The sequence below is a fragment of the Xenorhabdus bakwenae genome (genome assembly GCF_030272115.1).
GTDB lineage: Bacteria > Pseudomonadota > Gammaproteobacteria > Enterobacterales > Enterobacteriaceae > Xenorhabdus > Xenorhabdus bakwenae.
In genome coordinates, this window is the sequence record NZ_CP119194.1 from 2,897,733 (window position 1) to 2,918,505 (window position 20,773).

The 20,773-nt window shown below is 39.3% G+C and carries 19 protein-coding genes and 1 pseudogene; 12 read left to right on the forward strand and 8 right to left on the reverse strand.

The features are described 5' to 3' along the window. Positions 1 to 84 precede the first annotated feature (84 nt). The 7 genes from PXH59_RS14630 (at position 85) to trmL (ending at position 7,256) form a co-directional block, all read left to right on the forward strand. Positions 85 to 1,383, forward strand: a complete 1,299-nt coding sequence (locus PXH59_RS14630) for a hypothetical protein (protein WP_285808934.1) — start codon at positions 85 to 87, stop codon at positions 1,381 to 1,383. Further along, on the forward strand, positions 1,380 to 1,943 hold the full coding sequence (locus PXH59_RS14635; protein ID WP_285808936.1) for an acyltransferase: 564 nt from the start codon (positions 1,380 to 1,382) through the stop codon (positions 1,941 to 1,943). The genes PXH59_RS14630 and PXH59_RS14635 overlap by 4 nt, the downstream gene beginning before the upstream one ends. A gap of 14 nt (positions 1,944 to 1,957) precedes the next feature. Further along, positions 1,958 to 2,881, forward strand: a complete 924-nt coding sequence (locus PXH59_RS14640; protein ID WP_285808937.1) for a glycosyltransferase family 2 protein — start codon at positions 1,958 to 1,960, stop codon at positions 2,879 to 2,881. Next, positions 2,878 to 3,984 carry a glycosyltransferase gene (locus tag PXH59_RS14645; RefSeq protein WP_285808938.1) on the forward strand — a complete coding sequence of 369 codons (1,107 nt, stop codon included), beginning with the start codon at positions 2,878 to 2,880 and terminating at the stop codon, positions 3,982 to 3,984. Before PXH59_RS14640 ends, PXH59_RS14645 begins: the two co-directional genes overlap by 4 nt. Positions 3,985 to 3,989: 5 nt before the next feature. After that, entirely contained in the window at positions 3,990 to 5,060 is a 1,071-nt protein-coding gene (locus tag PXH59_RS14650) for a glycosyltransferase family 4 protein (protein ID WP_285808939.1), read from the forward strand. A 261-nt stretch (positions 5,061 to 5,321) separates the two neighbouring features. After that, on the forward strand, positions 5,322 to 6,455 hold the full coding sequence (locus PXH59_RS14655; protein WP_285808940.1) for an ISAs1 family transposase: 1,134 nt from the start codon (positions 5,322 to 5,324) through the stop codon (positions 6,453 to 6,455). A gap of 297 nt (positions 6,456 to 6,752) precedes the next feature. Beyond that, on the forward strand, positions 6,753 to 7,256 hold the full coding sequence (trmL, locus tag PXH59_RS14660) for a tRNA (uridine(34)/cytosine(34)/5-carboxymethylaminomethyluridine(34)-2'-O)-methyltransferase TrmL (protein ID WP_047771590.1): 504 nt from the start codon (positions 6,753 to 6,755) through the stop codon (positions 7,254 to 7,256). A gap of 75 nt (positions 7,257 to 7,331) precedes the next feature. On the opposite strand, the gene cysE is transcribed toward trmL, so the two are convergent. The 4 genes from cysE to PXH59_RS14680 all read right to left on the reverse strand — a co-directional run bounded on the left by cysE (position 7,332) and on the right by PXH59_RS14680 (position 10,173). Further along, positions 7,332 to 8,153, reverse strand: a complete 822-nt coding sequence (gene cysE / locus PXH59_RS14665) for a serine O-acetyltransferase (RefSeq protein WP_047771589.1) — start codon at positions 8,151 to 8,153, stop codon at positions 7,332 to 7,334. Positions 8,154 to 8,171: 18 nt separating this feature from the next. Then, the gene (gene gpsA, locus PXH59_RS14670; protein WP_047771588.1) at positions 8,172 to 9,191 is read right to left on the reverse strand and encodes an NAD(P)H-dependent glycerol-3-phosphate dehydrogenase; all 1,020 of its coding nucleotides are present in this window, start codon (positions 9,189 to 9,191) and stop codon (positions 8,172 to 8,174) included. Further along, complete coding sequence (gene secB, locus PXH59_RS14675) at positions 9,191 to 9,661, reverse strand: protein-export chaperone SecB (protein WP_047771586.1); 471 nt, start codon at positions 9,659 to 9,661, stop codon at positions 9,191 to 9,193. Before secB ends, gpsA begins: the two co-directional genes overlap by 1 nt. Positions 9,662 to 9,735: 74 nt before the next feature. Next, entirely contained in the window at positions 9,736 to 10,173 is a 438-nt protein-coding gene (locus PXH59_RS14680; RefSeq protein WP_047771585.1) for a rhodanese-like domain-containing protein, read from the reverse strand. Positions 10,174 to 10,502: 329 nt separating this feature from the next. Between PXH59_RS14680 and envC the strand changes: the two genes are divergently transcribed. After that, a complete protein-coding gene (envC, locus tag PXH59_RS14685; protein WP_285808941.1) occupies positions 10,503 to 11,816 on the forward strand; it encodes a murein hydrolase activator EnvC in 1,314 nt (437 codons plus the stop codon). 15 nt (positions 11,817 to 11,831) lie between these two features. Then, a pseudogene (locus PXH59_RS14690) lies at positions 11,832 to 12,059 on the forward strand (divergent polysaccharide deacetylase family protein); the annotation flags it as partial. A gap of 129 nt (positions 12,060 to 12,188) precedes the next feature. Here PXH59_RS14690 and tdh read toward each other — a convergent pair. Next, positions 12,189 to 13,214, reverse strand: coding sequence for an L-threonine 3-dehydrogenase (gene tdh / locus PXH59_RS14695; RefSeq protein ID WP_285808942.1), 1,026 nt, complete (start codon positions 13,212 to 13,214; stop codon positions 12,189 to 12,191). Between the two features lie 9 nt (positions 13,215 to 13,223). Continuing rightward, positions 13,224 to 14,420 carry a glycine C-acetyltransferase gene (kbl, locus tag PXH59_RS14700; RefSeq protein WP_285808943.1) on the reverse strand — a complete coding sequence of 399 codons (1,197 nt, stop codon included), beginning with the start codon at positions 14,418 to 14,420 and terminating at the stop codon, positions 13,224 to 13,226. A gap of 295 nt (positions 14,421 to 14,715) precedes the next feature. Here kbl and rfaD point away from each other — a divergent pair, with 295 nt between their 5' ends. The 3 genes from rfaD to rfaC are packed head-to-tail and all read left to right on the forward strand — an operon-like array spanning position 14,716 to position 17,690. Then, on the forward strand, positions 14,716 to 15,654 hold the full coding sequence (rfaD, locus tag PXH59_RS14705; RefSeq protein ID WP_285808944.1) for an ADP-glyceromanno-heptose 6-epimerase: 939 nt from the start codon (positions 14,716 to 14,718) through the stop codon (positions 15,652 to 15,654). Between the two features lie 9 nt (positions 15,655 to 15,663). Then, positions 15,664 to 16,716 (forward strand): ADP-heptose--LPS heptosyltransferase RfaF, encoded by a 1,053-nt coding sequence (gene rfaF / locus PXH59_RS14710; RefSeq protein ID WP_285808945.1) that lies wholly within the window; start codon positions 15,664 to 15,666, stop codon positions 16,714 to 16,716. Beyond that, on the forward strand, positions 16,716 to 17,690 hold the full coding sequence (gene rfaC / locus PXH59_RS14715) for a lipopolysaccharide heptosyltransferase RfaC (RefSeq protein ID WP_285808946.1): 975 nt from the start codon (positions 16,716 to 16,718) through the stop codon (positions 17,688 to 17,690). The genes rfaF and rfaC overlap by 1 nt, the downstream gene beginning before the upstream one ends. Positions 17,691 to 18,066: 376 nt before the next feature. On the opposite strand, the gene PXH59_RS14720 is transcribed toward rfaC, so the two are convergent. Continuing rightward, positions 18,067 to 19,221 carry a glycosyltransferase family 4 protein gene (locus PXH59_RS14720; protein WP_285808947.1) on the reverse strand — a complete coding sequence of 385 codons (1,155 nt, stop codon included), beginning with the start codon at positions 19,219 to 19,221 and terminating at the stop codon, positions 18,067 to 18,069. Between the two features lie 419 nt (positions 19,222 to 19,640). Further along, positions 19,641 to 20,756 (reverse strand): glycosyltransferase family 9 protein, encoded by a 1,116-nt coding sequence (locus tag PXH59_RS14725; RefSeq protein ID WP_285808948.1) that lies wholly within the window; start codon positions 20,754 to 20,756, stop codon positions 19,641 to 19,643. Between the last annotated feature and the right edge of the window lie 17 nt (positions 20,757 to 20,773).

Below are 20,773 nucleotides of genomic sequence, written 5' to 3' on the forward strand. Positions count from 1 at the left end.
TGTGTGGATTTTATCTTATTAAATGCTTGTGTATATTTAATGTTTTTTTGAAAAAAATAAGAAAATATTCTCGTGGTAAATAACATGACAATATTAACGTTTCCGAAAATAAAAATAGGAAAACCGCTAATAGTTTTTTTTATCCTTCTACTTATATTTTGTGGCGCATATAAAACCCCTGTAGGTATTGTCAGCGTTAGTATCGTTATATTTCTAATGGCTGTACTAAAAATAGCATTTTATATATGTACATATAAGAATAATTTAATTTTCCATTTTCAAAAAGAAATAAACCCTTATTTTTATTTTTGTTGTATATTAATATTTTTATTTATTTATTCACTGATAAGGTTTTTGTATTTTGATATTGGTGACCAATTATTTATTGATCTACAATTAAAACAATATTCGATTGCTATAATATCTTCTGTGGTATTCTTTTTTTTAATAAACTCTTGGATGATAAATATCTCAGAGAAAGACTTGTATAAAGGTGTATTTATATTCCTTATTTTTGAGATTATATTTAATGCTTATCAATCCCTATTTCCTTCGTTTAAATTATGGTTTATAAGTGTTACTGCTTTAAATGGTCACTGGTTAGAATTTGCAATTAATTCTCTAAGAGGTATAGGGTTACAAGGACTGTCCATTTGGGACACGTCTATATCATATGCTCTACTTTCTTTTGTTAGCATCATAGTAATAAAAAAGAAAAAATTAATTTACTTTTCTCTTTTTATTCTCCCAATAATAATATTGACAATTTTGTCTGGAAGAACAGGATTAATATATTTGATAATATTTATCTTTCTTATTCTTTTTTGTTTAAGAAAAGGACACTATATTTTTCCTTTATCAGCGTTAACAATAGCATTAATTTTTTATCTTTATTATATTGAAAACTCTTTGATAGTCAAAATAATAGACTTTTCTTTTGAGTTATTTATTAATATCATTAATGGGAAAATGGAATCAAATTCCACAAATGATCTAATACAAAATCATCTGTTTTTTCCAGAGTTGGTACATCCTGTTTTAGGAGACAACATTTATATTGGTGATGGTGATGTGATAAAATCAAGTTTAGGAAGATCATCTGATTCAGCATTTGTTATAAATTATTCCGCATATGGTATTCTGGGGTTTTTATCAACAATAGCCTTTGTATTCCTATGTACAAAAATTCTCTATCAATATTTCCCATTAGTTAGATATAGACGACCAATTTTGAGATATATTATTTATCTTTTTTCATTCCTTATGGCTTTTGGTCTATTTATTAAAGTTCCTGTCTATGTTAGTGCAACATTACTTAAAACAATGGTTTTTGTTTCTATATGCATGTTAAATATAAACAAAAACATTCAGGTTTCAAAATGATTAAAAGAGAACGTTTTTTATTAGGTGTAATTAAAATACCAAATTTCATTCGATGCAGAATTAGTAACTTTATCTATAGCTGTGCATTTTCATGCAGTAATTTAAAAATAGGAAGAAATGTATCTATCAGCAACTCTAAACAAATATTTATCGGAGATAATGTATATATAGGTAATCAATCATGGTTTGATGCTATTGATAAAGGAGTTATATGCATTGGTAGTGATGTGTCATTTAGTCAAAATGTTCATATAGCAGCCTGTCATAAGGTTACCATAGGTAATGGATGTTTAATCGGTAGTGATGTTCTTATTACTGACCATGATCATTCATTCTCTAAAAATATGATAAATATTATTCCTAAAAACCGCCCATTAACTATTAAGGGAGAGACTGAATTGAGTGAAAATGTCTGGCTAGGTGACAATGTGAAAATTTTATCTGGAGTCAAATTGGGTCGAAATGTCATTGTTGCAGCTAACTCTGTAGTTACACGTTCATTTCCTGATAATGTCATTGTAGCAGGGATACCTGGTACAATTATAAAAAATTTAGAATGAGTCTGGTGAAAATTATGTCTGTAGATATCATACTTGCAACATATAATGGTGAGAAATATATTGCTGAGCAAATAGATTCTATATTGAACCAGTCGTTTAGTGATTTTATACTTTATATTCGTGATGATGGTTCAACTGATAATACTGTCGATATAATAAGATCTTATAAAGACCAAAGAGTTAAGTTTCTCGTCGATGAAAAAAAATGTTGCACTGCAGGAAGAAATTTTTGTGAGTTATTGAAAAAAACCACTTCTGACTATGTTTTTTTTGCTGACCAAGATGATGTATGGTTGCCTAACAAAGTCGAAAGAACACTTAAGCATCTTAGGGAGATTAATGGGGCAGGTTTAGTTTATGTTAATGGTCGAGTCGTTAATAAAGATCTTATAGATTTGTCAGTAAATGTATATCCCCTTACGATGCCAGCACCAGATTTAAGAAATTTATTTTTTCTAAATGGTGGAGTACAGGGATGTGCTTTAGCTATTAATCGTGATTTACTTAATCTTATAAATGATTATGATCACCTTTTTTGGCATATGCATGATCAAGTCGTAACATTCTACGCTGCACTGTATGGAAAGATTGTTTTCATTGATGAGATTTTATTCTTATATCGTCAACATGAAAATAATGTTATAGGTCATCAAAATAAAGGCTATTTTAAAGCACTTTTCTCTCAACTAAAAAAAGAGCGTAAAGATTATTTAATTCACTACTCTAGTCTACAGTTTATAAAAAGTTTTTATAAAATTGAAAAAAACAGAATGGATAGAAATAGTTTGGAAATATTTCAATCTTTTTTCTCTTTTATATCATCAGGAAAATTAATATCTATCTTTTCTATTTTAATGAATGGCTTTTCTCTAAAAGGTTCAAAAGTTAGGTTGTTAGTAAAATCTATTTTCACAAATAAGGTTGAATCCCAATCATGAGAATATTGTTTGTTATTACAGGATTGGGTATGGGAGGAGCTGAACGTCAAGTCTGCGATTTAGCGGATAAATTATCAGACAAAAGAAATGAGGTTGAAATTGTTTCGCTTGTTGGTAGTGTCGTCACTAGTCCTAAGAACAAACAGATATCCCTAAGATCTTTATATACTAAGAAAAACCCCTTCAGTCTTTTATTTGCATTTTATAGACTTAGGCGAATTATAAAAAATTTCCAGCCAGACGTTGTGCATGCACACATGGTTCATGCCAATATTCTTACTAGGTTAGTCCGATTAATAACAAAAATTCCTGTCCTGATATCCACTGCTCATAGTAAAAATGAGGGGGGAAGTATTAGGATGTTAGCATATAGATTAACTGATAGTTTATCTGATATATCGACAAATGTAAGCCAAGATGCAGTTGATAATTTTATTTACCTGAAAGCATCCAGCCAAAATAAAATGATTCCCATGTATAATGGTATTGATACAGATAAATTTGTTTTTTCTGAGTTTGATAGAGAAGAATACCGAAAAAAACTTGGTATTGCTTCTGATAAAATTCTGTTGCTAGCAGTAGGAAGATTAACTAAGGAGAAAGATTATCCAACATTATTGACTTCCTTTTCACATATTATTAAAAATCTTCCAGCAGAGTTAGCCATTATAGGCACAGGTCCACTAGAGAGTGAACTAAAAGAGTTAGCTCAAAATCTCAATGTTTCAAATAAGCTCCATTGGTTAGGATTGCAACATAATGTTGAAAAATGGATGTCTGCTTGTGATATTTTTGTATTATCATCAGAGTGGGAAGGATTTGGTCTTGTCGTCGCTGAAGCGATGTCCTGTGAAAGGATAGTGATAAGCACTGATTCCGGTGGAGTTAAAGAGGTCATTGGAAATGATTATTTTATTGTTCCTGTTAAGGATAATAATAAATTGGAAGAAAAGATACGTGAAATAATAATTCTGAAGGACGACGATAAAAAAGAAATAAGAAGTAAGAATAGAGAATGGATAATAAATAGATTTTCTTTAGATGCATCCGTTAAAAAATGGATAGATTTATATAAAAAATATCTTGGTGTTACAAGTAATTAAATAAAATGAAAAAAATCGCTCATATTCAACTGTTGCCGTTATTAAGTGGTGTTCAGAAAGTTTGTTTAGATGAATTGTTAAGATTAGATCCTAGTGAGTTTGAACGTTACTTAATATGCTCTAGCCCTGGTCCCCTGACTGAAGAGGCTGAAAAGGTTGGTATTAAATGTATATATATTTCAACTCTTACAAGAGATATATCTCCAAAGCAAGATTTGATTACACTGTTTAATTTGATAAGTATATTCAAAAAATATAAGTTTGATATTGTCCATACACATTCATCTAAACCGGGTGTTTTAGGTCGTATTGCTGCCAAAATATGTGGCGTTAGATTCATCGTTCACACAGTGCACGGTTTCTCCTTTCCTGCGGCAAAAAATAAAATTCAAAATTTTATTTTTTATGTTATGGAAAAAATTGGCACACTGTGCGGAGATATGCTAATTTGCCTACATGATAATGATAAAAATATAGCCATGTATAAATTAGGTTCTCCTTATGATAAAACAATTATATTGAAAAATGGTGTCGACACAAATCATTATATTAAACACTCCTCTGATAAGATCGAAAATTTAAGAAATGAAATTGGATTCGATGATAATGATATAATTATTGGGATGGTTGGTAGACTTTGGCCACAGAAAAATCCCATACTGCTTATTGATGCCTGCAAAGATTTATTGCTTAAAGATCAACGTCTACATCTTGTATTTATCGGAGATGGTGAATTAAAAAATAGTATATTAAATAAATCAAAAGAACTATCAATTGAATATAAAGTTCACTTAATGGGGTGGAGGAAAGACACCAATAATTTTCTGAATGTGTTTGATATCTTTGTTCTTCCTTCATTGTATGAGGGAATGCCTTTGGCTATTTTAGAAGCGCAAAGCTCATCATTGCCTTGTATTGTATCTGATATTCCAGGAAATAATCATTTGGTTGAAAATAATGTTACTGGACTATTATTTGAATCTAACTCTATTGATGAATTAAAAGAAAAATTATGTCTATTAATTAACAATAGCCATCTAAGAAAAAAATGGGGGAACGTGCAAGGGAAAAAATAGTATCTGAATATGATATCAATGTACGTATTGAACTACTCTCTGAAATATATAAAAAATACACCTATTAATTATCTAGTTATCGTATCACGCATTCAAAAGAGCAACTCTAAACAATTTTTAGCCGTTAAATGGAATAAAGATAGTGTAGTTCTCGGCAAGCTAACGCCACAGGGCAAGAGCGTGAAAAATTTGTTAACAAAATTCAGATTTGACCGACAGGAACAGATATGATCTGATCTTCCTTTTTCCGGAGATCCCTTCATGAATATCGATGCCTTTTCTCAATATTTTGGTCAGTTAACAGACCCTCGCCAGTCTGCCAAAATCAGTTACCCCTTGTTTGATGTGCTGTTCCTGACCATGTGTGCCGTTATCGCCGAGGCGGAAGGATGGGAAGATATTGAAGATTTCGGGGAAACGCACTTTGATTGGCTTCAGGAAAAAGGCCTGTTCCCAACAGGATTGCCTGTTCATGACACCATTGCCCGCATTATCTCCCGCCTTGATCCGACCCAGTTTCAGCATTGTTTTATTCAGTGGGTACAGGCGGTCAGCGAACGAACGGAAGGGGAAATCATTGCCATTGATGGGAAACGATTGCGGGGATCTTATGACCGGAAAAATCGGCAGTCGGCTATTCATATGGTCAGTGCGTTTGCTACCCAGAATGGCATTGTTATGGGGCAGTTGAAAACAGACAAAAAATCCAATGAAATCACAGCAATCCCTAAGCTGATTAACTTGCTGGATATCAAAGGATGCCTGGTGTCCGTTGATGCGATGGGGTGCCAGACTAAAATTGCCGAACGTATTATTCGACAAGAAGGAAACTACCTTCTGGCCGTCAAAGGCAATCAGGAAACCTTGTATCGAGCCGTGAAGCAGGCGTTGTCAACCCAGATATCAGCGGTCAGCAAAACTGAAAATGTCACTCTGGAACAAGGGCATGGACGTACCGAAGCGCGTGAATATCACGTCTTACCGGCGGGAGAGTTGATCCAGCAATTCCCTGAATGGAAAAACTTAAACAGCATCGGTGTGGCAATAGGTTATCGGATTGATAATAAAGGAAAAGAGTCACTTGACTATCGTTACTACATCAGTTCAGCGGAACTTAACACCGCCGACTTTGCGACAGCGGTTCGAGGACACTGGGGAATAGAAACCCGGGTACACTGGGTGCTTGATGTCTCAATGAAAGAAGATGCTTGCCAGATCTATCGGGGAGAATCCGCTGAAATATTAGCGTGTATGTGCCATCTGAGCCTGAATATGCTTCGGGCCGAAACGACAAAAAAAGCCAGCATTCGTCGAAAACGAAGAATAGCAAGTATGGATATTGGTTATTTGGATAAGGTATTAGCCGCAGGATTTAATGCGTTGGGCAAGAAATAAACATTCGTGCTCTTGCCCTGGCTAACGCCATTATGAGGATTCACTCTACTTTGAAAGATAAATTGGCTACCGAGTATCATCGTCGAAAAATGTATAAGCTGAGAGGGTTACAGAACTACTACACGGGATACAGCGGAAAAGAGAAACATTAAAAAATCGTAAACTTCACTGGGATAATATTCCCATTCCTCAATTGGATAAGATAGCTGTTGGTATACACTTAGTAGAAAAAATACACGCAGCCGAAATGGATACTGTAGAAAATTACAACTACATCTGTAACAATTTAATCAAAACATGCTAAACATCGTCCTATTCGAACCAGAAATTCCGCCTAATACAGGCAACATCATCCGCCTGTGTGCCAACACAGGCTGTCAGCTTCATCTCATTCAACCTTTGGGTTTTACATGGGACGACAAACGCCTGCGTCGTGCGGGGTTGGATTACCATGAGTTTGCCAATATCAAACAACACCACGATTACAATGCGTTCCTGGAAAGTGAAGGACTCAGTTCCATCAATTCACAATCCCCTTCTGGAGCGCGTCTGTTTGCCTTAACCACAAAAGGTACTCCGGCTCATAGTAACGTGAGTTATCGTGATGGTGATTACTTGATGTTCGGCCCGGAAACCCGTGGGTTACCACCTTATGTGTTAGATAATATGCCGCCTGAACAGAAAATCAGAATTCCCATGCTGCCAGATAGCCGTAGCATGAATCTGTCTAATTCTGTCTCAGTGGTTGTGTTTGAAGCATGGCGGCAACTGGGTTATCCCGGTGCGTTATTGCGGGATTAAGATTAATAGGACATTCAGCGTCTAATCCGCGCTGAATGTCCTATCTATTAATGCTCATAAGAAAAGAACAGAATTTCAAATCCCATCCCCATTCTCAAATCCATTATTGATGCCATTAAAATGTTGGTTCATATCCAGCGATGGCTTCTCACTTTCCGGTTTACCAACAATCCTCGCCGGTACGCCTGCCACTGTGGTATGAGGTGGAACTGATCTTAATACAACCGACCCTGCCCCAATTTTCGCACCTCGACCAATTTCGATATTGCCGAGTATTTTGGAACCCGCGCCAATCATCACCCCTTCACGTACTTTCGGATGACGATCTCCGCTAGTTTTACCTGTTCCCCCAAGCGTTACGGATTGCAGGATGGAGACATCGTTTTCAACAATCGCTGTTTCACCAATCACAATGCCCGTTGCGTGATCTAGCATAATGCCGCAGCCAATCTTTGCGGCAGGATGGATATCGACACCAAACGAAACTGAGACTTGGTTTTGCAGATAAATCGCCAATGCCTTGCGATTTTCTTTCCATAACCAGTGAGCAATACGGTAGGCTTGCAGAGCATGGAAACCTTTAAGATAGAGTAAAGGTGTCGAATATTTATCTACTGCCGGATCGCGCAGTCGAACAGCTTTGATATCACGTGCTGCCGATTCAATCATCTTGGGATCACTGCGATACGCATTTTCAACGACTTCTCTGACTTCAATGGGGGGCATAATCGGTGATGCCAGCTTATTTGCCAGCATGTAGCTCAGGGCACTACCAAGATTTTCATGCTTGAGTAGTGTCGCGTGAAAGAAACTGGCTAACATGGGTTCACAGTCTGCCAGCGCCCTCGCCTCGTTTTTAATATTTTTCCAGACTTCGTTCAGTTCTGCTCGCGACATATCAGTGTTCTCATTTATTTAAGAGTGAGAGCCTTCTCCCTCATCTCTTGTCGCTCTTCCCAATAATGTTTGGGCGGCCTCAAGCACATTTTTATTGCAGTATAGTATCTGGTAGATCTGCTCTGTAATAGGCATTTCAACACCCGCTCGTTTTGCCAAGGCACGAACTTCTTTAGTGTTGCGATACCCTTCAACCACTTGCCCGATCTCACTCTGCGCTTCATCAACACCGATACCTTTTCCCAGCATCATGCCAAAGCGACGGTTACGGGATTGGTTATCAGTGCAGGTCAGAACTAAGTCACCCAGTCCAGCCATTCCCATAAATGTAGAAGGATCAGCACCCAATGCTACTCCGAGGCGGCTCATCTCTGCCAACCCTCGGGTGATCAATGCCGTGCGGGCATTGGCTCCAAATCCCATACCATCAGAGATCCCTGCACCAATTGCAATAACATTTTTTATTGCCCCGCCGAGCTGTACTCCTATGAAATCTGGGTTTTTATAAACCCGGAAGCTTTTGCCGCAATGGAAAAACTGTTGCAGTTCTTCACCAAATTCAGGTGTTGTGGCAGAAACCGCGATCGCGGTTGGTAAACCTGCTGCTAGCTCTTTCGCAAATGTCGGGCCAGAAACGACGGCCAGAGGGATTTCATCGCCTAATATCTCACGAGCGACATCTTGTAATAAACGCCCGGTTTCCGCTTCAAGCCCTTTGGTTGCCCAAACAATGCGGCTATCCTGTTGTAAATATGGTTTTATCTGCTGTAAGACATCGCCGAAAACATGGCTGGGAACCACCACCAGGATATTACAACTGGCTGAAACAGCGCTTTTCAGATCGGACTCGAGCAATAAGCTGTCAGGAAAAGAAACATCCGGTAAAAATGCCTGATTACAGCGCGCTTGTTGCAATGCATTGACGTGCGCAGGGTTATGCCCCCAAAGCACAACATCATGCCCATTGCGAGCCAACGTAATCGCTAAAGCGGTGCCGTATGAGCCGGCACCGATTACTGTCATAGAAGCGGTATTCATCAGGCTTCCTGTGCAGCCTCATTAGACTGAGATTCAGTCTGCTGTTGCAGATAATTCATGAACAGGGCATCGAAGTTAACAGGAGCCAGATTCAGTTGTGGGAAAGTACCACGACTAACCAGGCTGGTGATGCACTCACGGGCGTATGGGAACAGGACGTTCGGGCAATATGCACCTAAGCAATGTGCCAACTGAGTTCCTTCAAGACCATCAACAGAGAAAATACCCGCCTGCTGGACTTCACACAGAAACGCAGTTTCTTCTTCCAGTGTCGCCGTGACAGTAACGCGCAGAACAACTTCATAAACTCCCTGAACCAATTCACTGGAAGCGGTATCCAGATCCAATTTAACTTCCGGCTGCCAATCCTGCTGGAAAATCTGTGGGGCCTTTGGTGCTTCGAAAGAAATATCTTTCGTGTAAATGCGCTGGATCTGGAAAGCCATTTCTGTGTTGTTTTGTTCTGACATAATAATATTTACCTTTTTCAGATGTCCTTACTAAACTTTTCTACAATGCAAGCGACTACTTGCACCTCAGTTCGTTATTTCTTGCCGCGAGCCAATGGCAAATTTTCACCCGCCCAGCCAGTAACCCCTTCTTTCAGGGAATAGACCTGCTCAAAGCCCAAACGAACCAGATTTTCCGCTGGTGTTCTGGATTCCAGCCCATTCGCTGAAACGACGATAACAGGCTGTTTTTTATGTTTCTCCAACTCACCTAAATTATTGTCTTTAATTTCAGATGGCGTCAGGTTAACGGAACCAATAATATGCCCTTTGCGGAAATCGTCCCGGGAGCGTAAATCCACGACGATAGCGTCTTCCTTGTTGATGAAATGGATAGCCTGAGCACGGGTGATCTCTTTACTCTTGGAGAACGCGCTTTTTACCGTCATCACAATGACAGCCACCAGCAATGCAATCCAGGCAAGGCTCAGGATCGTGTTCCGGCTAATAAATTGCATGATTTCTTGCAGCATGGAGGGCAACAACTCCCGTTGGTTAATAACAAATATCTAAGGTAGAAGAGTATACCTGTGTGTTGCATCAATTACAGCCAATTAGCATCAATCCAATGCAGATTTTGCGGAGAGTTTCGAGAAAAATTAAAAAACATACCGAGAACAACTTGATTGTAATGCATCAATCAAATATTTCATGTAACACTGGATCAAGGCAGGATTTTCGACAATAAATAGACTAAATTAACTAAAACTTATATTAATGATAAAAAACAGTCTGTTCTCTGGTCAGGTGCAATTCCTCATGAAATAATCAGGCGCTATGTGGCAGCAGGGTAACCAATAAGATGGCTGAAAATAAGGATCTCAGGAGCCGTAAAAATCGGCAGAGGCAATACAAACTGCAAAATAAAATCAGAGTGTTACAGCTCTGTGCCTTGTTGTTCACCTTTCTCAGTTTCAGTATAAAGACTTTCGCCAATCCAATTTCAGAGAATAAAAATCAGCTCAAAGATATTCAACAGAATATTGCCGAGAAAGAGGAAAGCGTAAAACAGCAACAAAAACAACGTACAGATCTGCTTAACCAATTAAAAGAACAAGAAAGTACTATCTCAGAAGTGGGACGTTCGCTGCACACGACACAAACTCGTCTGAATAAGCTAGAAAACGACGTGTCATCGCTAAATGCCAATATCAAACACCTGCAAATGCAACAAAAAGAGCAACGACAATTACTTGCCAACCAATTGGATGCCGCATTCCGGCAAGGAAATCACCAAGGTTTAGAATTGTTGCTCAATGGGCAGGAAAATCAGCGCAAAGAACGTATTCTCGCCTATTACAGTTACTTGAATCAGGCACGTCAGGAAACTATTGCCAGACTGCAAAAAACAACTGAAGAACTCAACCAGCAAAAAAAACTGCAACTAGAAAAACAAAGTGAACAAAAAGCGATACTGGTTAGCCAAAAACAGCAAAAGCAAAAGATGGAAACTGCCCGCACGGCGCGGCATAAGACATTAACGGTTCTTGAATCTTCATTGAAAAAAGTTCAACAAAGCCTGGCTGTGCTTCGGCAGAATGAAACCAGACTGAGAGACAAAATTGCCAAAGCTGAACGGGAAGCCAAAGCGCGTGCTGAACGTGAAGCACGTGAAGCGGCTCGTGTTCGTGCCCAGGTTGCCGCTAAACAGAAACAAGCGCAACAAAAAGGTTCCAGTTATAAGCCAACAGAAGCAGAACGTGCTCTCATGGCACGAACGGGTGGCCTTGGGCGTCCTGCCGGGCAAGCAATCTGGCCAGTACGCGGTCGTGTCATCCATAGTTTTGGCGAAGCGATACAAGGTGAACTTCGCTGGAAAGGGGTTGTTATCTCGGCAACGGAAGGGACGGAAGTCAGGGCAATCTCAGATGGACGTGTATTGCTGGCAGACTGGCTGCAAGGCTATGGCCTGGTTGTCGTGATTGAACACGGTAAAGGCGATATGAGCATTTACGGTTACAACCAGAGCACATTGGTCAGTGTCGGGCAACAGGTTCGGGCTGGTCAGCCAATAGCATTGGTTGGCAGCAGCGGCGGGCAACAACAGCCCTCACTGTACTTCGAAATCCGCCGTCAAGGGCAGGCTGTTAACCCATTACCGTGGTTAGGGAAATAGGATAGGAACGCAATAATGGTGAAGATGCGGTATCGATTGATAAAGCGGGTTAATGCATTCACGCTTTTATCTTGGGTACTGTTATTCTTCACATCATTGCTGTTGACTCTAAATGCTCAGGTTGCACGTTTAGCCATCGTCATTGATGATATTGGCTATCGTGTTAGTGAAGAAAATAAGATCTTACAAATGCCCGTTGCGGTTTCTATTGCGATCCTGCCCAACTCCCCGTATGGCAGAAAAAAACATCCAATATTTCAGGCAAGCCAGAAGTAAAGCAAACAACGGAAAACAAGGCTGCCAATAAAACACAATTGCCACCAAAAGCGGATAAAACAGGCACCCAAAAGCCAAAGGTGCCTGTGCTAATTTTTAATCCCAATTTAAGAGAACTTTGCCAGATTGCCCTGAGCGCATGACATCAAAGCCTTTCTGGTAATCATCAATCGAGAATTGGTGAGTGATAATCGGGGACAAATCCAGACCAGATTGGATCAAAGCCGCCATCTTGTACCAGGTTTCGAACATCTCACGTCCGTAGATGCCTTTGATAAACAGCCCCTTAAAGATGACCTGATTCCAATCTATCGCCATGTCTGAAGGTGGAATACCCAACAGCGCAATACGTCCACCGTGGTTCATGGTATTAAGCAAAGTACGGAACGCTGGTGGAGCGCCTGACATCTCCAAACCAATATCAAAACCCTCTGTCATTCCCAGTTCTGCCATGACATCAGTCAGATTTTCTTTGCTGACATTCACCGCGCGGGTAACGCCTATTTTGCGAGCTAACTCAAGACGATATTCATTGACGTCTGTTATCACGACATGACGCGCACCGACGTGCTTACATACCGCAGCTGCCATAATCCCGATAGGGCCAGCGCCTGATACCAGAACATCTTCCCCCACCAGATCAAAAGACAGCGCAGTGTGTACCGCATTGCCAAATGGATCAAAAATCGCAGCCAGCTCATCGGGTATATTGTCTGGGATCTTAAAAGCATTAAATGCGGGAATAACCAGATATTCAGCAAATGCACCTTCACGGTTCACACCAACACCCGTGGTATTGCGACATAAATGCGTACGTCCACCACGACAATTACGACAGTGACCGCAAGTGATATGGCCTTCACCGGATACACGATCACCAATCTTGAACCCTTTGACTTCCTGACCAATCGCAACCACTTCACCAACATATTCGTGCCCGACGACCATCGGGACAGGAATAGTTTTTTGCGACCAATCATCCCAGTTATAGATGTGAACGTCCGTCCCGCAAATGGCCGTTTTACGGATTTTAATCATCACATCGTTGTGCCCAATTTCTGGCGTGGGCACTTCTGTCATCCAGATACCTTCTTCTGGCTTTAACTTGGACAAGGCTTTCATAATGATACCTTAAGCAATCACATTCAATTGCTTGCCAATGCGGATAAATGCAGCCACCACACGTTCAATTTGCTCTTCAGTATGGGCGGCTGAGATCTGGGTTCGAATACGGGCCTGACCTTTTGGCACAACCGGATAGAAGAATCCAATCACATAAATGCCTTCTTTCAACAGTTCCGCCGCGAATTCCTGCGCCAGTTTCGCATCTCCCAACATAACAGGGATGATCGCATGGTCTGCTCCCGCCAGAATGAAACCAGCCGCTGTCATTTTTTCACGGAATAAGTTCGCATTTTTCCAGAGACGCTCACGCAGATCATCACCATTTTTCAGCATGTCCAGCACTTTGATCGATGCGGCGACAATGGCTGGAGCCAGTGAGTTGGAGAACAGATAGGGGCGTGAACGCTGGCGCAACCATTCAACCACTTCTTTGCGCGCAGCAGTATAACCACCCGATGCGCCCCCCAGAGCCTTACCCAGCGTACCGGTGATGATGTCAATACGTCCCATAACATCACAATATTCATGTGTGCCACGGCCGTGCTTGCCAACAAAGCCAACTGCATGTGAATCATCCACCATGACCAATGCACCAAATTCATCAGCCAGGTCACAGATAGATTTCAGGTCAGCAATAACGCCATCCATGGAAAATACCCCGTCAGTTGCGATCAGGATATTTTGTGCACCGTCTGCTTTTGCCTTTTCCAACTGAGTTCTTAATTCTTGCATGTTATTATTGGCATAGCGGTAACGTTTCGCTTTACATAAACGGATGCCATCAATGATGGAGGCATGGTTCAAAGCATCAGAGATAATGGCATCTTCTGGTCCAAACAGGGTTTCAAACAGACCGCCGTTTGCATCAAAGCACGAGGAGTACAGAATGGCGTCTTCCATACCCAAAAATTCAGCAAGTTTATTTTCTAATTCTTTATGGGCATCTTGCGTACCACAGATAAAACGCACGGATGCCATACCAAAACCGTGGCTATCCATGCCTGCTTTTGCCGCCGCGATCAGGTCAGGGTGATTGGCCAAACCTAAGTAATTGTTGGCACAAAAATTAACGACTTGGTGACCCTCAGCAACAGCAATATTGGCATGCTGAGCAGAAGTGATAATACGCTCACTTTTGAATAACCCTTCGGAGCGGGTTTGTTCCAACTGCTCATTCATTTTCTGATAAAACGACGCTGACATGTTTCTCTCCTGAATCCCTAACTAAGTGAAAGGCGTGGTGTATTTTACTGATAGATCCTGCCAGTGACGACATAACGAGCAAGATAATATCAACTTTGTAAAGCTGATCACGGCCCAGAGCCTGGCATACAGCAAAATTTCAGGATATTCCCCTGGTTAAGCTGCTGTCGTCAGTAGGGTTAAGTGCTATTATACGCAGCAAAGATATACCCAATAGATGTCAAATTGCAGCGATAAAGCTGCAATTTGACATCTATTGGGTATAAAGTGAACTGACTATTTAGAGGTGGGCCAAATGATTATTGTCACTGGTGGCGCAGGGTTTATTGGCAGCAATATTGTCAAAGCACTGAATGACGAAGGCTATAAGGATATTCTGGTTGTTGATAACCTGAAAGATGGCACAAAATTCGTCAATTTGGTTGATTTGGATATCACCGATTATATAGATAAAGAAGACTTCATCGCCAGCATCGTGGCGGGTGACGATTTAGGTGCCATTGATGCCATTTTCCATGAAGGGGCTTGCTCATCCACAACCGAATGGGATGGTAAGTATATGATGGACAATAATTATCAGTACTCTAAAGATGTGCTGCATTACTGCCTTGAGCGCCAAATCCCCTTCCTGTACGCCTCTTCTGCGGCGACTTATGGCGGCCGCAGTGACAATTTCATTGAAGAGCGCCAATATGAAAAACCTCTCAATATTTATGGTTACTCCAAGTTCCTGTTTGATCAATATGTTCGTGATATTTTGCCTCACGCGGATTCCCAAATTTGCGGCTTCCGTTATTTCAATGTTTACGGGCCGAGCGAAGGGCATAAGGGCAGCATGGCGAGTGTCGCCTACCATTTAAATAACCAAATTCACCAGGGACAGAATCCGAAGTTATTTGCTGGCAGTGAGAATTTCCGCCGCGATTTTATCTATGTCGGTGATGTTGCCGCTGTCAATCTGTGGTTCTGGAAAAATGGCGTTTCCGGCATTTTTAACTGTGGAACAGGCCGCGCGGAATCTTTTCAGGCTGTGGCAGATGCTGTAATTACATTCCATAAAGAAAAATCCCCAACCGTGGAATACATCGACTTTCCGGAAAAATTAAAAGGCCGTTATCAGAGTTTTACTCAAGCAGATCTGACAAAACTCCGCGCTGCTGGCTATCAACAACCGTTCAGGACGGTTGCCGAAGGCGTCGCTGAATATATGCAATGGCTCAATCAGGATAATTAATCGACCCCTATGAAGATATTGGTGATCGGCCCATCATGGGTGGGTGACATGATGATGTCACAAAGCCTCTACCGTACTTTGAAAGCGTTGTACCCCAGTGCGGAAATTGATGTGATGGCACCTACATGGTGTCGCCCATTACTGGCAAAAATGCCAGAAGTGCATCAGGCATTGGCTATGCCGCTGGGTCATGGTGCCCTTGCCTTGGGTGAACGCCGACGCCTCGGTCTGGCATTGCGTGAAAATAGATACGATCGTGCTTATGTATTGCCCAACTCATTCAAATCTGCGCTGGTTCCTTTCTTCGCCAATATCCCGCTACGTACAGGCTGGCGCGGCGAGATGCGTTACGGGTTGCTAAATGATATCCGAGTCCTGAATAAGAGTGCGTTTCCACTCATGGTTCAACGTTATGTCGCTCTCGCGTATGAAGGGAAAAATATACGTAGCGCCGATGAGCTTCCACAATCTTTGTTATGGCCGCGATTAAGTGTCAATGACGAAGATATTGCAGAATCAACCTCAGCCTTCAATATCTCTGATCACCGCCCTATTATTGGCTTCTGCCCTGGTGCTGAGTTCGGCCCAGCCAAACGCTGGCCACATTATCACTATGCCGCTCTTGCCGAACAGTTAATTACCCAAAAAGGCTATCAAATTTTGCTGTTTGGTTCTGACAAAGATCATCCGGCAGGTGAAGATATTCGCGCACTTTTAAGCGATGATGCCCGCGAAAATTGTCTCAATCTGGCAGGAAAAACCTCGCTTGAACAAGCGGTAAATGTCATCGCCGGCTGTGACGCCATCGTCACAAATGACTCCGGTTTGATGCATGTAGCGGCGGCCTTAAACCGTCCTCTGGTAGCATTATATGGACCAAGTAGCCCGGATTTTACCCCGCCACTATCAAATAAGGCTGAAGTGATCCGCCTGATTACGGGCTATCACAAAATCAGAAAAGGCGACAGCGACGGCGGCTATCACCAAAGCCTGATCGATATTCAACCTGAACAGGTTCTATCTTCATTAGAAAAACGGCTACAGGCGGAGAAGCAAAATTAATGCGTGTTTTACTGGTAAAAACATCTTCGATGGGGGATGTGTTACATACTCTGCCAGCATTAACTGATGCAAAACAGCAGTTTCCTGACATTCAATTTGATTGGGTAGTGGAAGAAGGATTTGCCCAAATTCCAACCTGGCACAATGCGGTCGAAAATGTGATCCCTGTGGCTATTCGCCGTTGGCGAAAAAATTGGTTCAGAAAAGATATTCGGGAAGAACGGGCACGATTCCGGCAACAACTACAACAACACCAATATGACGCCATCATTGATGCGCAAGGTCTGTTAAAAAGTGCTTTTTTGGTAACCAGGCTGGCACATGGCCCAAAACATGGTTACGATCGAAAAAGTATTCGTGAACCCATCGCCAGTTTTTTCTACGATCATTGTCATGCTATCAGCAAGCAACAACACGCGGTTGAACGCACCCGAGCTTTATTTGCTGAGAGCCTGGGCTATCAAAAACCGTCAGGGCAAGGTGATTACGCTATCGCCTGCCATTTTTTGCACCAGCAAACCAGTAGCCAAAATAACTATCTCGTTTTTCTTCATGCAACAACGCGCGATGAAAAACATTGGCCTGAAAATCATTGGAAGCGGCTTATCGCAGATCTCCGGGCAACGGGTATGCGCATTAAACTACCTTGGGGCGCTGAACATGAATATCAGCGGGCATTAAGGCTAGCGGAAGGGTTTCCCCATGTTGATGTTCTGCCAAAACTAACGCTGGCCGAAGTTGCACATGTTATTGCGGGGGCACAAGCTGTAGTTTCCGTTGATACAGGATTAAGCCATCTTACAGCAGCACTTGATCGACCCAATATTACGCTATTTGGGCCGACTGATCCTGGTTTGATCGGTGGATATGGCAAAGAGCAGCATCCCCTGAAATCAGCGGATAATACGATGAAAGGTATTACTTCAGGGGAAGTTATGCTGCTCTTGCAAAATATTTTAGTACATTCAGGATAAAGGTAATTTGTTTATTAAACAAAATCGTAAACAAGATCTTCATTATTTTTTTGTAGTCAACAAGTTCGAAACGATTTTTAGTTAAACAATTTGCTTCTAAATTTCAAGGACATTAATCCAATATAATAGTGCGTTAGGGCTTGTTAACACACTCTAATGTAGTGAAATCTTTATCCTCAAAAGTACCAGCAATCGAACTATGATACTTTAATACAAAAATTAAATTATTGGCAGGGTAACTTAAAATTTATTTTTCCTAAAATTATGAGTTTCCAGAATTGAGGATAGATTGTGAGATATTTTGAAAGTAAAAGCGGTCATTGCTGGCCGCTTCTTGTATTTTTAAATAGTTAGAATAAATACTATCTTTCTAACTTTATTTTTCTACTTCATCTTTTATGATTTGGTGTATTTTAGAAACAAAACTATCATTACTATGATAATTTTTAACATAATTAATCGCCTGCTTCGCAAGATACTCTCTTCTTATGTCATCTTGCATCAATTCATGAATAGCTGAAACGAATGAATCTATTTTATCAAATCCATCACCTAAAACATCTCCCACATGAATTCCAAATTTTGACGTTAAATTATCAGGATTACGATTGCTAACAAGTAAAGTACCAAACGATAAGGCTTCAAGGAAAGAAACTGGTAAAGCTTCATGAATTGAAGTATTTACTAAAATTTTTGCATCACGTAAAAATACATTCTTCTGTTCACCTTCAATATGACCTGTAAAATGTAAATTATTAATATTTTTATAATCTGCCATTATTTCATGATTTTTATCATCTTCTCTATATATTTTACCTAAAACATAAAAATCATACTCAGGCATTCTTTTTGCAATTTCACAAAATAACCAACCACGCTTTACAGATGCAATTCTTCCTAAGAAGATAATCATATCCTTCTTTTTATGAGTAGTTATATCAAATTTCTGGTCAATATCGATGGGATTTGGAACATATTCAATATCAACATCTGAATCTAATTTATATAAATCTTTAGCTTTATCATTCAAACAATATGCTTGTGATATAAATTTAATTCTATCTTGTTTATACCAATCATGAACTAAATCATATACTTTTTGATTATAATAAGAAGTTTCAGGGAAAAGTTTTACAGTAAAAATCTCATCCCACTCATACATTGGACGCGGATCTTGAATCCATAATATTAATTTCTTATCTTTACTTGGCTCATTTTCTAAAATATGATCATAGGTTAATTCAACACTAAAATAAAGGTTATAATTTTTATTTTTTAACCATCGACGAGCAAACCATTTTCTGCGAGGCAACCGATAAATAGTAACATTATCTACTTTATATTCTTCTGCAAAAAAATGACTCTTCCCTTTTCCTAACAATACTTCAATTTCAATTTCTTTATTTGGTAAGTATTTCGCAATGTAATTACGTGCTAGATAACCATATCCTCCGAATCTAGTACCGGCAGCACCAAAGAACTCATCAACAATCAATCCTACTTTAATTTTACTTTTGTTAACTATAGTCATTAAAAACTCCTCTATATTTATTATATTCTTTGAATAACCTGATGAAAATAACGCTTTGATTACTCTAAATTAAAGATAAAATCTACGGTATAAAAGGTGATTATGTCATTTTATCGTCAGACCATCTATGGTGGTATTATAAAATATCTCTTATATGAATGACTATAATAGTATCACACTCAGCCAAATAATAAATTAACAATCTAATTGCAACATAACTATTGATTTATCACAACATTACCATTTTATCTTTTATTGTTAAAAATAATAAACTTTACTTCATAATACCAATACATTTTGTTCATATAATGGATATATCCTTAGTATCTAATAAGCATAATAATAAATAGTTCTATTAAATACATATTATATGTACTTGTTTATAAATAGTTTTAAAATAAATCTATTATCTTGAAAAATTATTTATTATTTTGTGACTCCTTACTATATAAAATATTGTTAATTTCATATATAACTAGAGCTGGAGATATAGTATCCATAATATGAGTATTAGTTATTCCATTCAGTGGCATAACTGCGCCTAGTATTACTTTATGAATTTCAGTATCTTGATATGGCCCTGTAGAACTTGGAATAGCTGTAACAAATAAACTAATAGTAGGTATTTTTAGGGCAATAGCTATATGCATAGGTCCCGTGTCACCAGTAACAAGCAGGTCTAATTCGTTTATTTTTTGTGTTAACTCTACTAAAGTTGTTTTTCCAATAAAGTTATTAACTCTGTTATGATATTCATTTGGCAACAAATTCATAAATTCTTTTTTTAAATGTATATCATTAGATGATCCTATCAATACTATTTTTGCAGTTTTATTATTATCTAAAATATCAGATGCAACCTGAACAAAGTTCTTAACAGACCAACAACGTTCGGGTGAAGAAGCCCCCATTTGAAATCCAATAGTTATATAATCTTTATCAATGGATTTAACGTTACAAGGAAGATGCATTTCAATACAGGATTTTGATGTTGTTTCACACCCCAATGGTTTTATTAGCTCAAGTTTTCGTTGAATAATATGCCCTCTAAATGATTCAACATAGTTAGTTAGCCATTTTTTAATTAGTTCATTTTCCTTATAATTATCTCTAAATACAAGCTTAGCTCCCGACATTATAGCACTTAAATAGTCATATGGACCGTGTGAATGCAATATTACCGCAAGATCTGGCGTTCCTGATTTTTTTATTTCTTTTAATAATTTCGGAATATGATTTACTTTATTATTCCATGTGACAACCCTATCCCAATCAGTACCATGTTCAAGAAATGATTTAAAATTCTGGTGGCAAATTAATGTAATGAAAGCATTTTTGAATCTTTTTCTTATAGCATTTATTGCAGGTGTATTCATCAAGAAATCACCCAGCGCGGTAGTAGAATAAATGATTATATTTGAAAATTCTTTTTCTTCTAATCTATTGAATTCATTTCTCGATTGAGAGAAGTCAGGTCTCTTGGTATAAGCCTTTAAAAAAAGGTCTACTAATTTGTGTTTAGAATACTTATCCATTTAATACCTTTTAAACT

Excerpts from the sequence above, each read along its gene's own strand:
- PXH59_RS14630 (WP_285808934.1), top strand. The coding sequence starts at position 85 with ATGACAATATTAACGTTTCCGAAAATAAAAATAGGAAAACCGCTAATA.
- PXH59_RS14635 (WP_285808936.1), top strand. The coding sequence starts at position 1,380 with ATGATTAAAAGAGAACGTTTTTTATTAGGTGTAATTAAAATACCAAAT.
- PXH59_RS14640 (WP_285808937.1), top strand. The coding sequence starts at position 1,958 with ATGTCTGTAGATATCATACTTGCAACATATAATGGTGAGAAATATATT.
- PXH59_RS14645 (WP_285808938.1), top strand. The coding sequence starts at position 2,878 with ATGAGAATATTGTTTGTTATTACAGGATTGGGTATGGGAGGAGCTGAA.
- PXH59_RS14650 (WP_285808939.1), top strand. The coding sequence starts at position 3,990 with ATGAAAAAAATCGCTCATATTCAACTGTTGCCGTTATTAAGTGGTGTT.
- PXH59_RS14655 (WP_285808940.1), top strand. The coding sequence starts at position 5,322 with ATGAATATCGATGCCTTTTCTCAATATTTTGGTCAGTTAACAGACCCT.
- trmL (WP_047771590.1), top strand. The coding sequence starts at position 6,753 with ATGCTAAACATCGTCCTATTCGAACCAGAAATTCCGCCTAATACAGGC.
- cysE (WP_047771589.1), bottom strand. The coding sequence starts at position 8,153 with ATGTCGCGAGCAGAACTGAACGAAGTCTGGAAAAATATTAAAAACGAG.
- gpsA (WP_047771588.1), bottom strand. The coding sequence starts at position 9,191 with ATGAATACCGCTTCTATGACAGTAATCGGTGCCGGCTCATACGGCACC.
- secB (WP_047771586.1), bottom strand. The coding sequence starts at position 9,661 with ATGTCAGAACAAAACAACACAGAAATGGCTTTCCAGATCCAGCGCATT.
- PXH59_RS14680 (WP_047771585.1), bottom strand. The coding sequence starts at position 10,173 with ATGCTGCAAGAAATCATGCAATTTATTAGCCGGAACACGATCCTGAGC.
- envC (WP_285808941.1), top strand. The coding sequence starts at position 10,503 with ATGGCTGAAAATAAGGATCTCAGGAGCCGTAAAAATCGGCAGAGGCAA.
- tdh (WP_285808942.1), bottom strand. The coding sequence starts at position 13,214 with ATGAAAGCCTTGTCCAAGTTAAAGCCAGAAGAAGGTATCTGGATGACA.
- kbl (WP_285808943.1), bottom strand. The coding sequence starts at position 14,420 with ATGTCAGCGTCGTTTTATCAGAAAATGAATGAGCAGTTGGAACAAACC.
- rfaD (WP_285808944.1), top strand. The coding sequence starts at position 14,716 with ATGATTATTGTCACTGGTGGCGCAGGGTTTATTGGCAGCAATATTGTC.
- rfaF (WP_285808945.1), top strand. The coding sequence starts at position 15,664 with ATGAAGATATTGGTGATCGGCCCATCATGGGTGGGTGACATGATGATG.
- rfaC (WP_285808946.1), top strand. The coding sequence starts at position 16,716 with ATGCGTGTTTTACTGGTAAAAACATCTTCGATGGGGGATGTGTTACAT.
- PXH59_RS14720 (WP_285808947.1), bottom strand. The coding sequence starts at position 19,221 with ATGACTATAGTTAACAAAAGTAAAATTAAAGTAGGATTGATTGTTGAT.
- PXH59_RS14725 (WP_285808948.1), bottom strand. The coding sequence starts at position 20,756 with ATGGATAAGTATTCTAAACACAAATTAGTAGACCTTTTTTTAAAGGCT.